This window comes from Salinivibrio sp. IB574, from assembly GCF_001996205.1.
In the GTDB taxonomy this organism is placed as follows: domain Bacteria; phylum Pseudomonadota; class Gammaproteobacteria; order Enterobacterales; family Vibrionaceae; genus Salinivibrio; species Salinivibrio proteolyticus.
In genome coordinates this window covers 16056-29656 of the sequence record NZ_MUFN01000037.1, presented here as the reverse complement: position 1 = coordinate 29656, position 13601 = coordinate 16056, and the positions used below count along the sequence as shown (strand labels likewise).

The window sequence follows — 13601 nt, the reverse complement described above, 5'->3', positions numbered from 1 at the left end:
GATTTGTATCGTTGGCCTAGGTTATATCGGCCTTCCTTCAGCCGCCTTGTTGGCAAGTCGTGGTTATCAAGTTCACGGCGTTGATGTTTCTTCGGAAGTAGTTGATACTATAAGCCAAGGTAAAATACACATTGTTGAGCCAGAACTTGATTCATTTGTTCGTTCGGCAGTCAATTCTGGCCAACTAACAGCTTCATTGAAGCCTGAGCCCGCGGATATTTTCATTCTCGCCGTACCTACACCATTTCATGAGGGATATGTTCCCAATATTGATTATGTCTTAGATGCTACGCGCTCTATTGCGCCAGTAGTCAAAGCAGGTGACTTAGTGATTCTGGAATCTACCTCACCAGTAGGAACGACTGAAAAAGTGGCAGATGTGCTGCGAGAAGCAGGCGTTGATATTGAAGCTGTGCATATCGCCCACTGCCCAGAACGCGTTTTGCCGGGCCATATTATGCGTGAATTGGTGGAGAATGATCGTATTGTGGGTGGTATAACACCAGTTGCAAGTGAAAAGGTCGCAGAATTTTACCGTACGTTCGTTAACGGTGAAGTTTTAGTTACCACTGCACGAACCGCTGAAATGGCTAAGCTAACCGAAAATAGCTTCCGTGACGTCAATATCGCATTCGCTAATGAACTCTCACTGCTGTGTGACAAGTTTAGCATTGATGTATGGGAGTTAATTCGCCTTGCTAATCGTCACCCGCGAGTTGACATTCTACAACCTGGGACGGGAGTCGGTGGACATTGCATTGCCGTTGATCCTTGGTTCATTGTCCATGAAGGTGGAGAAGATGCACAATTAATTCGTACCGGTCGTGAGGTAAATATACGTAAAACCGAATGGGTAGTAGAAAAGGTTCAGACCGAAGTTGCTCGATTCAAAGCAGAAAATGGCAGAGCTCCACAAGTAGCCTGCATGGGGCTAGCGTTTAAACCCAATATTGATGATTTACGCGAATCTCCGGCACTTTGGGTATTTCAGCAGTTAGTTGCAACGAATATTCAACCTTTGGCTGTAGAACCAAACTTGGAAACGCACGCTAATATTTCTCTGACTTCTTGGCAGGAGGCCGCTGATAAGGCAGACTTAGTGGTATTTTTAGTTGCGCACCGAGAATTCAAAGATCTTAAAGTGGAAGGTCAAGTACTCGACTTCTGTGGAGTGACAAAAGTATGAAAGTATTGTTAGTTTTTGGAACACGCCCAGAAGCAATCAAAATGGCGCCTTTAGTTAAGGCGCTAAAAGTTGATGCGTATTTCGAAACTCGCGTAGCTGTTACAGCGCAACATCGGGAAATGCTTGATCAGGTTTTATCCTTGTTCGAGCTGCAACCTGAATATGATCTGAATGTGATGCAGCCGGGGCAGGATCTATATGATGTTACCAGCAAGGTATTACTTGGGTTACGGGATGTGCTAAAGGATTTTAAGCCAGACTTAGTGTTAGTACATGGTGATACCGCTACTACTTTTGCGGCGACTTTAGCAGCCTTTTATCAACAAACTTCAGTGGGGCATGTAGAAGCAGGTTTACGGACAGGAGATTTGTATTCTCCTTGGCCGGAAGAAGCCAATAGACAGCTAACAGGTAGATTGGCGCATTGGCATTTTGCTCCCACCCAGCGCAATCAAAATGCGCTGCTATCTGAAGGTATTAGTGAAAACCAAGTGGTGATTACCGGTAATACTGTCATTGATGCGCTGTTGTGGGTGTCTGAGAAAATCGCGAAGTCACCTGATTTGCAAAAGCAAATTAGTACAACGTTATTGTCAGCCGGACTCGATTCTAAAGCCATTCAAAACCGCTATGTGTTGGTAACAGGCCATCGACGCGAGAACTTTGGCGGGGGTTTTGAAAATATTTGTGAAGCTTTAGGAGAATTAGCAAAGGCAAACCCTACCACCCATTTTATTTATCCCGTTCACCTTAATCCAAATGTACAAGAGCCGGTCAACCGTTTGCTAGGTGGCTTAGGAAACGTACATTTGATTGCTCCACTAGGCTATGAACCCTTTGTGTATTTGATGCAACATGCTTACCTGGTGTTGACTGATAGTGGTGGCGTCCAAGAAGAAGCCCCAGGACTTGGTAAGCCGGTATTAGTTATGCGTGATACTACTGAGCGGCCTGAAGCAGTGGATGCCGGCACGGTTCGTCTTGTAGGGACACAATCTAGTGTGATTCGTCAAGCGGTACAAGAATTACTCGATGATCAAGAGCTTTACCAAAAAATGTCACAAGCACATAACCCCTATGGTGACGGCAAGGCTTGCCAGCGCATCGTGGAGTTTTTGAAAACTCAATGAAACGCGTACTCCTTATTTTACATACGATACGCTACCTTAAAATAAAGCAGTTGGCTTATCGTATTTACTACAAAATGCGGAAGCCTCGCTTAAAAAACTTGTCAGAGCCTAAAATACGTGGCGTATTAGGCCCTTGGTCGGGCGCTGCGTTTTTTTTACCTGCCACCGATGATGGTGAAACCTTCAGTTTCTTAGGAGAAACTGGTGATTTAACGAGTGGATGGAACGATCATAGGTTTTCTAAGTTGTGGTTGTATAACTTACATTATCAGGATGATCTTAACGCCGTAGGCGCGAGCACTCGTGACGAACTATGCTCACTGCTTGTTGAGAATTGGATTGCTGCTAATCCACCACTCCAGGGTAATGGGTGGGAGCCTTATTGCTTGTCTTTGCGCATAGTCAATTGGACTAAGTTCTTTAGTCGTTTATCACCGGATGCCATGGATAGGCATTGGTTGCGTTCTTTGGCTTGCCAAGCTGATGCGCTAATACAACAGCTTGAATTTCATATACTCGCGAACCATCTCTTTGCCAATGCAAAGGCATTAGTTTTTGTCGGAACTTTTTTGGGTGGAAGACAAGGAGATACTTGGTTAAAGGAAGGCCTAAGAATATTAGACCAAGAGGTTGATGAACAATTCTTAATCGATGGTGGGCACTACGAATTGTCCCCTATGTACCACGCAATACTTCTATGGGATATGTGTGACCTCGTACAGTTGCAACAACAGACTCAGTTAGCGATTTTCGATGAGCGAGTTGAGTACTGGAGGAGAGTGATCACGCAAGGTGTAAGATGGTTGCGTAAATTGGTCCACCCAGATGGTGATATTGCTTTTTTTAACGATGCTGCTCTGGGTATCGCGCCAACCTTAGAGCAGTTGGAATGCTACGCCGAACAGCTAGGTTGTAATCCGAGTGTTGATATAGGCCACGGTAGTGCTTCCTTGCAATATAACCATATGAAAGCTAGCGGTTACGCAGTGATTGATTGGCCGGAGCAACATCGCATCCTGCTAGATGTTGCTTCGGTGGGTCCTGACTATCAACCAGGCCATGCTCATGCTGATACACTCAGTTTTGAACTGAGCCTTTTTGGTCAGCGTGTATTGGTGAACTCAGGAATATCTCAATATGGAGAAGGAATTGAGCGTCAGCAACAGCGTGCAACGTCTGCACACAATACAGTTGAAATTGATGGACAAAACTCGTCTGAGGTTTGGGCCGGCTTTCGTGTGGCTCGAAGGGCAAAGCTGAGCGAGCTTAGTATCACAAACAACAGTTACCTAGTTCAAGTTAGGGCTGCTCATGATGGCTATCAACGCTTGCGTGGCAAGGTAACACACCAGCGCCAGTGGATTGCTAACCTAAATTCGTTAGTAATTAAAGATAAAGTAGCAGGCCTTTTTAATCACGCCAGAGCTTATTTTCATGTTCACCCAGCGGTGTGTCTTGAACGAGTGGATGGAAGTCATTGGAAAGGCTATCTGCAGAATGGGCAGGTCGTTGAATTAAGGTTCGAAGGTGGTGTAGTGAAGCAAAAGTCTAGTGAGTGGCATCCTGGCTTTGGTTCCTCTGTTACGAATTATTGTCTCGTTGTAACCTTCCAATCTAATGAACTAATAACTCACATTTCATGGAGTGAGACTTGAAAGTTTTAATTCTTAGTTTTCATTTTCAACCTGATTTATCTGCAGGCTCTTTTCGTAATACAGCATTGGTCGAAGCGATACAAAAAAAACTGCCTAAAGGCTCCGAAATTACCGTGATAACTACGCTACCTAATCGCTACTCTAGCTTTAGTGTGGATGCCCCTAAGCAGGAAACATCTTCTGGCTTGAGAATTCATCGTGTGGCTTTACCTTCTCACAAAAGTGGGATGCTGGACCAATCGAAAGCTTTTGTTACTTATGCGCGTCAAGTCAATAAGTTAGTAAAGGGGAACGATTATGACCTCGTTTATGCCAGCAGCTCTCGGCTAATGACTGCTGCGTTGGGAGCTTGGGTCTCAAAATGCAAGAAAGTACCGTTATATCTAGATATTCGCGATATTTTTGTAGATACGATCAAGGATGTATTGCCTAGAAAGCTAGCTTGGATAATGAAGCCTATTTTTTCGCTTATTGAACGATGGACTATCAGAAAAGCGAGTAAAGTTAATTTGGTGTCCGGTGGTTTCTTGCCTTACTTTCAGCATCGTTACCCTCATCAAGCATTTAGCCTTTTTACCAATGGCATAGATGAAGCTTTTATTGAAGCCAGCCCGGAAGTTGAGCAGCCTAGTGCGCTCAAAATACCAGAAGTCATCTATGCAGGAAACATGGGGGAAGGTCAAGGGTTGCACCATATAATTCCAAATCTAGCAAAACACTTCGAAGAAAAGTTGCAATTTAAGCTCATCGGTGATGGAGGCAGACGAAAGCACTTAGTTGAAGCGATCCACAGTGCTGGCTGTACTAACGTGGAACTAATCGATCCGGTTTCACGAGGGGAGTTAATTGAGCTCTACCAGGGGGCTGATGTCCTTTTTTTGCACTTGAATGACTATGACGCCTTTAAAAAAGTGCTTCCCTCTAAGGTTTTTGAGTATGCTGCACTTGGAAAGCCAGTTTGGGCAGGAGTTGGCGGTTTTGCCGCAAAATTTATTCAAGAGAATATCGATAATGCAGCAATATTTTCACCTTGCAATGAAAAAGAAGCTATCGACGTTTTTTCGAGTTTACAATTGGTTACACGTCCACGCTCTGACTTTATTGCGTGCTTTTCTCGCACTGAGATCATGAAAGGCTTGGCTGATGATACAATATCGCTTGTGTTAAAATAGTGCCTGAAAAACTCTACGAAATGCTTCGCAGTTACGGAATTCTGTTTTTATCTGCGGGGCTATCTTAATGATTTTGAATTTATTAAAGCAAGAGAAGAGTTTTAAGCCAGTATTCAACGTTAGAGAGTGATGCTCGAGATGGATCAAGAGTATTTTTCATTCGAGCAGGGAAGCCTTTTATGGCGCGGATGTTCATGTGTTTTCCGTACCGCGTGCTTGTACTGGGGATCTTGCTTTTTCTTTACTCTGTATTTTTTAAAAACTCGAATACGGAATACAGAAAGAGACGAGACTCTGCGCTTCTAGAGGCTAGGAAGAGCGTAAAGCCGCGCTTAGGCCTTTATCTATAGGCGCCGGCACGATAGGCTTTTTCCGTATTCCGTATTCCGTATTCCGTATTCCGTATTCCGTATTCCGTATTCCGTATTCCGTATTCCGTATTCCGAAATCGGTATTCTTTTTCCTAGTCTCTAGTCTTTCCCCGCAACGCCATGCTCGCAAAGATCACCACTCCGAGTGAGAAGAACAAAATGCCCGAGTGATGGTTGATGTAGTGTTGCGTCAGCATGTAACCGGCTATCAGCACCACGTGGCAACGCAGCATCACTGCGGCGAGTTGATTGGATGGGCACGCGGGTACATGTACTTTTTTAGTCGCGAGCCAAGGCGCGATAAGCAAGCAAAGAAACGTGATGCCGCCAATTAATCCCTTCACTTGCAGCTCTTCTAACAACTGGTTATGGGCGCGACTAAAGTGCATCACTATCGGATCGACATATCCTTGATCAACCACCTGCTGCTTGTGTTGCGTGTAGTAGGTATAGCCGGTTCCCGCGATTGGGTTATCAGCAAATAAGTGCAGGGCCGTTTTCCATAATTCCACTCGTATTCCTGAGGAGCTTTTAACGGTTGGTGTGTTTGCCGCCTGTTCTCCTTCTGATGTTGGATCTGAGGTGGCAGATATTGGTGTGTTCTCGGTGGTTTGCGTCGGCGCAATAGTTTGGGTGGCTTGTTGGTATTGGTTCAAGTCTGAGAATACGAGCCCCGCTCTGTTTAACGCGGGCACCAGCGCGGTGGCAATAATCAGTGTGATACTGGCAACAATCGCGACATAGTCTTTTGGGCTAAATGTTTTTCTGTAATATATGACGACCCATAATGCCACAAAGGGAGTGATAACCCACGAACCACGTCCTCCGCTCAATAATGTGGCAATAAACCCGAGCGTAATCCCAAGAAATGCGAATTTCTTTAATGTTGGCAGTGCGTGTTGGCAACTATAAATATACGTAAAAATACTGAAAATACTGAGGCTTGCGGCCATGCCAGCCACTTGAATAGGCATGAACCCGCCCGATGCCAGAGCGCGTATATCCAGCATGTAGTGTTGATAAAGCGCAAYTACCCCGATGGCCGATGCACCCATGGTGCAGCCATACAGCACCGCTTTAAGTGAGGGCGGGGTGGTAAGTAATAAGGCAAAAACCATGATCGCTAATAGTAGGCGGCTAGGTATATCCATTTGTTCGTAATTCGCACCTGGTATGGCGAAGACTACAGTGACGATGACATAAAGCAGAAATGCACCGACTATTAAGAGGGCAGGGCGGTTTTTTAGCGCTTTCCATGTTTTTGGCAGTAATAATACCGCCATAATTGCGAGTAACACAGCGGTGTACTTGTACGAGTCTGGTGTGATGAGCAAGGTGGCAAAATAACCAAAACATAAGCAGTTAACGAGTGTTTGGCGCGAAGTGAGTAACAACGTCATTCCCTCTATCGGCTATCAAATTATTATCGTGATGCATAATAGCGTTTTCGCTCATGCAAGCTATATTTTTCCGGAGCCTAGGACCTAGGTCCTAGGGCTCTTGCCCCATCGTTAAATTCATTCTTTCCCATCTTTGCGTGTAAAAATGTTGTGATCCGCCAAATGTAACGCAACATCATACAATAGGCGAAAAAACACACCAAAAAGCCCACAAACATAATGTGCTCGGGCACGTGAAACAGTTCGCCAATAATGCCTATTACTGCCAATACGCCGGCGAGCAAACAAATCAGCGCTAAGGTTTGTCGAGAGCTAAGCCCAATGCGCTGAAAAATATGGTGAAGGTGCTCGCGATCGGGCTTAAATGGTGAATCACCACGCTTTAGCCGCCTAAACATAATGGTTGCCATGTCCATTAACGGTAAGGCTATCAGCCATAATGCTGTTACTGGGCGAATTGCTGCATGCGTTTCACTTTGGCTTGCCAAGAGCAAAAACCATACTACGGTAAAGCCGATCAGCATGCTCCCCGCATCACCCATAAATACTTTTCGCTTACGCCCGAGCAACCCCAGATTAAGTACAAGATAGGGCATAATGATCACTGTGAGCACGATGCATAAATAACCCATTGCGCTGTGGCCATTTAGAAATAGCAGTGCCCCAAGGCTCGCAAAAGTCACGGTGGAGAGACCGCCGAGTAAGCCATCGATACCATCGACCATGTTAAAGGCATTGATGGCGCCAATAACGGCAAGGATTGTGAGCACGTAACCCATTAGGTCAAGTTTGATGTAGCCGATGCCAAAAATATCACCGAGCCGGCTTAGCTCGATATTGCCAAGCATGATCATTGCAACCGCTAGCAAACCTTGGACGCCAAATCGAATTTTAAAGTCGACATCATATTTATCGTCGAGCGCGCCTAGTGTTACCAGTACCACAATGCTAGAGGCATAGAGAGTCGTATGAGGAATAATGTCGGGATTATTCAGCAAAAAATACAGTAAAGAAATACATATCGCGATACCACCCACGAGCGGTACTGCGCCTTCATGATGTTTGCGAAAATCTGGCTTATCAATAAGGCCAACGCGTCTGGCTCCTTTTCTCAGGATAAAGAGAGAAGCCAGAGAGAAAAAAAACAAAAAAGCCAAGTCCAAAACTGTTACTAGCACGGTTGCTTCCTTTTGGGGCCGCTATGGTCAACGATAAGTACAATGTGTCGCCGACGCATAGTCAAGCTTGGAAGGCTATTGTACTTAGTGTGAGATCGATCGCGTGTACCAAGGTGAACGGCCATCGGTTATCTCATACAGTGAATACTTTTTGTTAAGCTTTTGGCCTCCATCTCGTTGGAGTGGTTGCCACGCGATGCGTCCTCTTGCTGTAGTAGGCTTGACGGAGAGCAAATCAAAAGGAATCGAAACGTAAAAACCTTTGGTGAAGCTACCTTCTCCAAACTCCTCGGCTGACAGATCCGTTTTGGTTGCATAAGCACCAACGAGTATACCGCTGTTAAACTGTTTTGATAGCTCTAGCGTCATCCCTTTGTCTTCAGTGAGGTAACGCCCAACGCTTAGTTTAGCAAGCATACCGTCAAAAAGCCCGAGAGGATTTTGCCAATACAGTGAGGCATGGCCTGTGATAGTGCCTGTTTGAACACGAAATGCGCGGTCGTTACCTCGTGCTGGTTGAACTTCGTCCGCATACAAGCCGAGAGCCGATCCCGGCTCGCGCTGTTTAACATAGTTGGTATCGATACCGATTGCCCATGCACTGTTCATCGGTCGATAAAGCACTTCACCCCCTACACCGGCAAACATGGTTTCGAGATAACCGCCGTAGGCTTGTCCAAACCAATTATCTTGCCAGTGATCTAGATAAGTCAGCTGCAAGTTCGTCATGCGCACTGTATCTTCAAGGTATTGTCGGTTGAGTGTTCGCACCCGTTTAAGGTCGGTACCATCGGGGGGTACTGTGTATTTAAACTTGTCGTAGGTATCAGTGATATTGATGTATAAGCTTGATGAGGCAAGTAAATGATCGGTAACATGTACATCAGCGTTTCCGCTGATGCCAAGTGAATACATGTAAAAGCTTTCTGACCCACCAATGGATTGAATAAACACAGGCGCAATCCCTGCGCGAATGTGTTTACGACCATCGCTTTTCTGTTCGCCGTAAGAGGCAAGCTTAATGGTCTCGCTGGGTGTAAATGCCTGATTGTATTGCTTTTTGTCGAGAGAGGCAATGTCAACCAGTGTGGCATACGTATCGGCTGAGATAAGCGTTTCAGTGATCGGTTGGCGTAAGCGCTGCTCGACAATACGGTACTGTTTTGCTTCTATACCCGTGTTCGCAATCAGCGTTGCTGCACGATTTTTACCTTCTGCTCGGTCGCGATATTTAGCTTGTTCCCCTGAGAGGGTCACGGTTTGTCCGTCGTAGAAAAGTTGGTTGTTTTGATAGCCAGCAACATGAGCAAGCTGTTCGCTGAGGCGTTGCCACTCTTGTTCTGTCAACTTTTCCGTTGTTGCTTCTGGAGCGTAAGTGGGTGTGGCGCTGTCGAGCCAAAACGGTGTTACTTGGTTGAAGTTTGTATATAGATTTACGCCAGCAGTTACGGTGGTGCCGCGCTCATACGCTAGTTGTACATCTCCCCATGTTCCTAAGCGGTATGTGGCACCAATATTCCAGTCACTGCTGACGGCCATCGGAGAAGCATTGGTAGTAACGAAGTCCGATTGATAATCATTGCCATCGTACTCAAGTTTAAGGCTAAGCGGCGCGTATGGCGTTTGATACTCAATGCCTCCGAACAGTGATGCACAGCCGGTAAACATTCGACCGATGTCAACAGTGCCACCATTGCCGGCGTAGGCAGTATCACGACCACAATCTGCGGATAGATGCTTATTCCCAGTTAAATTAGCGCGGTTTCCCATATATCCCCAACCCACGCCTAACGAAAAGTCAAATGGTCCAGCACGTTTTGAGCCAACGAGATATTCGCCATCGAATAGACCTGTGCCACCGATATCCCGAAAGCCAATAGCAACTTCAGGTAGCCAGTAGCTTTCTTGTAGAAGGCGAAGTTTGCCATCAATGCTCTTATCCGTGTATTTGGTGTCACCACTGAAGCTTGGGTCGTCACTGTAGAGCAGATCATGGACCTGTGTATAGCGAATGGTGGTTTCTAACCATGGAAAGAGTTGGAGTGACGTGTAAAAGTGGACGTAGTCGTCATTATACGTGGTTCCTAGTGCAAAGCCCCCCTCTGGCAGCGAGCGTGCGGTGGGCATCTGCAATAGGCCCACGCCACCAAAATCGTATTGGGAGTGGTTGAGTTCAGGATAATCAAATTCATCAGCCCATACGGTTAGCGGTGCAATAAGTACTAACGTACAGAAAAGTCGACGTCGGCGATAATTAGCATTAAATGTCATCATGGGATTAGCCTATTTTTCAAATACATCAGCACGCTCTGATTTGGATCGATCGGTGTGTCTTTAATTGACAAAGGTAGATAAATGACAGAACCCGGTAAAATGTCACTGTGCTGCTTGTTCCAGTAGGCAATAGGATGTTTCTCGGCATGACCGCTTGGTTTGACCACCCAAGCATAAGACTGTCCATGTAACTGATCGGCGGCATCCTTTAAGTAGGTCGCGGCAGAAGTCCTCACGCGCCAAGGATAAAAGCCCGGCTTGTCTATCGCGCCTAGTAGAAGGACTTGCTTTGGTCGTGTTGGTAATTGAATGTGCCATTGCCCATCGAGTTTTGGGTTTGTCTCTTTTGATAGGCGCACATAATCAGGATCGATGTTAATATCGATACGCTTTCCAATACTGAGGTTTAGCAATGCAGAATACAATGCTAACCATTGTTGTTTTAATTCGCCTTTTTGTACCCTAACTTGTCGAGCCACCGGTTTTAGCGCCTCGCGTTTAGTGTTTTCGCTCCAAACAGATTGGTAGAGCCCTGCTGCCGGCCAGTAGATGTTGTCGAGTGAGTGATATTGTGAGTAGGCGACAGTGAGTACGGCATCTGCAAGTTGTGGTGGCTGTATAAACGAGTGTTTTGTACCGTCACGCGTGGTGATGATAGTTGACGGAGTCATTGGTTTGTCTTGCGTTGAATCACCAGCCTGAAAACCTTGTGGCTGTGCGAATGCTGGTGCACAGATTATTAGGGTGACAACGAACTGAGTCATATAAATAACTGAACGCCACATGGCTTAATCCTCGCTTTGATAGTCTTTCAAATATGTGAGGGTAACTGCAGGTAGCTCTGGTGCGAGATATTGATGTGATTGAATCAGCCTGCCTGTTTGTGCATTGACCCAGTATCGATTGGTATATTGCTTGTTAAGCTCTGGAATGGAAATTTTCTCATAAAAAGAAACAGTTTTAATGGGTGTACCATTAAAGTCTAATGTGCTTGTCTCGCCCCTTTCAAAGGTAGCGCGTGCTTGATAACCACTGTGATTATTGGGCTGCCAATCAATATGATAAGACCATGACTGTGGCATGGGTAAGTCCAATAGCCCGTAGCTGAGTGGGTCGGGAGAGTCGTAAATAGTTTTTATCAAGTTACCTTGGGTAAGGTTTACCGTTTTAACTAGCCTGCCATCTCGTGTTACTAACATTTCATTTTCGGCTGAGAGCCATTTTAAGTTAGGTGCAGGATGTTGGCTTGGCTCCACAAAACCAAGAACCAAAAAACCTCGGGGACCGCCATCGAGTTGCGCATACATGCTGGCATAGGGCAGGCGCTGAATTTCCTCCCAGCTCTTGGTGACGTTCGGGTATCCATGGTAGGCAAATTTAAATGACTCGCCGAAGTCTTTAATGCGTTGTGTGCATCCTACAGTGAGACTTGTTAAAAAGAGTAGGCCGAAGAGACGCGCAATTTTTATCATAGGTAAAAGTGTTTAGTCTGGGTGCGATAGGGTAGGAGGTACTCTCGTCAAGCGCTAAAACGAAGTGGGCCACCGAGATTTCCTTATGCTCGGCGGCCAAATGCAGAGTGTAACTCGTTTTATTCTGCTGCTACGGTAGTGGTTGTACCGCCATCGTCGTTATCTGCTGCATTAACAGCAACGCCAACAGCCGCCGCTGCGGCTACGCCAGCTGCCACTACACCGGCACTAACACCACCTGCTGCTGCTGCACCCGCACCAGCGCCAGCTGCGCCCGCACCCGCTCCAGCACTACCTGCAGCACCGGGAGCCGTTTCTACTGCTGCCATGGTACTGGCCGCGAACAGCATGGCGATTAAACCTGTTGCAACTTTTTTCATCTGTCTCTCCATGATTTCTCTGTATTAATACATGTGAGTCCGCAGAAGCAGACACATAATCAATCGTAATCGCTACATGCTGACTTGTAAAACAAATACAGATTCCGTCACAGATTTTTCATCGTAAATGTGGGGTTTAGCCTAAGTTTGTTCGGTAATCTGCATTCTTAAAAAAGGAAGCAGCACCAGTCCGATGGTCACTGCGCATAGCGCTATGGCGATAAAAAAGCCTTGCCACGAAAAAGCTCCAATAATCAGTGCTAACGGATAGCCAGCGGCAGCTGCGCCCAAGTAGGCAAAAATACCGACAAAGCCTGTGCCATACCAATGAGCATTTGCGGGCCAAACACAAAAAAGCCGACGCAAAATAGCAACAGCGCGTGAATGACGATATCGCTAAATGGGAACAACCAGAATGCTGCTACGGAGAGAAAAATACCAGTAGCAAATAGAATACACATAGGCCCTCTGTTTCCGGCAAAGACTCGGTCAGAGCCCCAGCCTGCGACAAGTGAACCGAGTATTCCACCCACTTCGAACATGGCTAAAGCGATATTGGCTTGAATCAAGCTGTAGTGGTGTTGTTGCGTAAGGTAGATATTACCCCAATCGTAAATTGCGGTACGGACGATATACACCATTATATAGCTCACGGCGAGTAGCCATAAATAACGGTTTTTAAGTACGTACCGATAAAAAATGGTGCGATAAGTGAAGGAAGGGCTGTCCTTCTCGTGAAACAGTTCGAGCTTATCTTTGCGCCACTCACCAACACTCGGTAGTCCGAGTGATTTAGGCTTATCGCGCAGATAAAAAAGTAATAGCAGCCCAATGACTATCGCCATGACGCCGGGTAAGGCAAACCCTGCTTGCCAGTTCACATGGAGGACCAAATACGCGACAAGCACCGGCACAACAGCACCGCCAACATTGTGAGCGGTATTCCAAATAGCCCACCATACGCCTCGCTCGTTGCGCGAGTACCAGCTGGTTAGTAGGTTTGCACATGCTGGCCATCCCCATCCTTGAAACCATGCATTTGCCACCCACAATGTGGTTAACGCTGCAACACTCTGCATCTGACTAAAGATAAGGCTAATTACGCCTGTTAATATCAGCCCGATACTCATGAAAAAACCAGAATTCGTTTGGTCAGCAACCATGCCTGACACAAACTTCGAGACGCCGTAAGTCAACGAAAATAGCGTGCCCATAAGGCCGATATGGGCTACATCAATCTCTAGGTTGGCAATAAGCGCTGGTGAGGCAGCACTGAGTGTCTTGCGGGTTAAATAGAATCCTGCATAGCCCAGATACATTCCCACCATAATATGGCGGCGCCAATAGGTATAGAGTGAGTCGTGGGATGTCTGTATTGTCATA

10 protein-coding genes and 1 pseudogene are annotated in these 13601 nt (G+C 46.2%); 4 read left to right on the top strand and 7 right to left on the bottom strand.

Features of this window, described 5'->3' with window-relative positions:
* The first annotated feature begins 1 nt into the window (after nucleotide 1).
* The 4 genes from wecC to BZJ17_RS14910 are packed head-to-tail and all read left to right on the top strand — an operon-like array spanning nucleotide 2 to nucleotide 5143.
* Nucleotides 2–1186 carry a UDP-N-acetyl-D-mannosamine dehydrogenase gene (gene wecC, locus BZJ17_RS14925; protein WP_206744524.1) on the top strand — a complete coding sequence of 395 codons (1185 nt, stop codon included), beginning with the start codon at nucleotides 2–4 and terminating at the stop codon, nucleotides 1184–1186.
* Nucleotides 1183–2316 (top strand): UDP-N-acetylglucosamine 2-epimerase (non-hydrolyzing), encoded by a 1134-nt coding sequence (wecB, locus tag BZJ17_RS14920; RefSeq protein ID WP_077641249.1) that lies wholly within the window; start codon nucleotides 1183–1185, stop codon nucleotides 2314–2316. The genes wecC and wecB overlap by 4 nt, the downstream gene beginning before the upstream one ends.
* Nucleotides 2313–3971, top strand: a complete 1659-nt coding sequence (locus tag BZJ17_RS14915; protein WP_077641248.1) for a heparinase II/III family protein — start codon at nucleotides 2313–2315, stop codon at nucleotides 3969–3971. Before wecB ends, BZJ17_RS14915 begins: the two co-directional genes overlap by 4 nt.
* Nucleotides 3968–5143 carry a glycosyltransferase family 4 protein gene (locus BZJ17_RS14910; RefSeq protein ID WP_077641247.1) on the top strand — a complete coding sequence of 392 codons (1176 nt, stop codon included), beginning with the start codon at nucleotides 3968–3970 and terminating at the stop codon, nucleotides 5141–5143. Before BZJ17_RS14915 ends, BZJ17_RS14910 begins: the two co-directional genes overlap by 4 nt.
* Nucleotides 5144–5606: 463 nt before the next feature.
* On the opposite strand, the gene BZJ17_RS14905 is transcribed toward BZJ17_RS14910, so the two are convergent.
* From BZJ17_RS14905 to uhpC, 7 genes and pseudogenes are all read right to left on the bottom strand, one after another.
* Nucleotides 5607–6914 (bottom strand): O-antigen ligase family protein, encoded by a 1308-nt coding sequence (locus BZJ17_RS14905; RefSeq protein ID WP_077641246.1) that lies wholly within the window; start codon nucleotides 6912–6914, stop codon nucleotides 5607–5609.
* Between the two features lie 77 nt (nucleotides 6915–6991).
* Entirely contained in the window at nucleotides 6992–8092 is a 1101-nt protein-coding gene (wecA, locus tag BZJ17_RS14900; RefSeq protein WP_077641245.1) for a UDP-N-acetylglucosamine--undecaprenyl-phosphate N-acetylglucosaminephosphotransferase, read from the bottom strand.
* A gap of 84 nt (nucleotides 8093–8176) precedes the next feature.
* Nucleotides 8177–10366 (bottom strand): YjbH domain-containing protein, encoded by a 2190-nt coding sequence (locus tag BZJ17_RS14895; RefSeq protein ID WP_077641244.1) that lies wholly within the window; start codon nucleotides 10364–10366, stop codon nucleotides 8177–8179.
* Nucleotides 10363–11037, bottom strand: coding sequence for a capsule biosynthesis GfcC family protein (locus BZJ17_RS14890; RefSeq protein WP_157893199.1), 675 nt, complete (start codon nucleotides 11035–11037; stop codon nucleotides 10363–10365). Before BZJ17_RS14890 ends, BZJ17_RS14895 begins: the two co-directional genes overlap by 4 nt.
* 117 nt (nucleotides 11038–11154) lie before the next feature.
* Nucleotides 11155–11838: a YjbF family lipoprotein gene (locus BZJ17_RS14885; RefSeq protein ID WP_077641242.1), complete on the bottom strand. Its 684-nt coding sequence runs from the start codon at nucleotides 11836–11838 to the stop codon at nucleotides 11155–11157.
* A 119-nt stretch (nucleotides 11839–11957) separates the two neighbouring features.
* Nucleotides 11958–12218, bottom strand: a complete 261-nt coding sequence (locus BZJ17_RS17235) for a hypothetical protein (protein ID WP_157893198.1) — start codon at nucleotides 12216–12218, stop codon at nucleotides 11958–11960.
* Nucleotides 12219–12359: 141 nt separating this feature from the next.
* Nucleotides 12360–13600: pseudogene (uhpC, locus tag BZJ17_RS14875) on the bottom strand (MFS transporter family glucose-6-phosphate receptor UhpC).
* Nucleotide 13601: the final 1 nt, after the last annotated feature.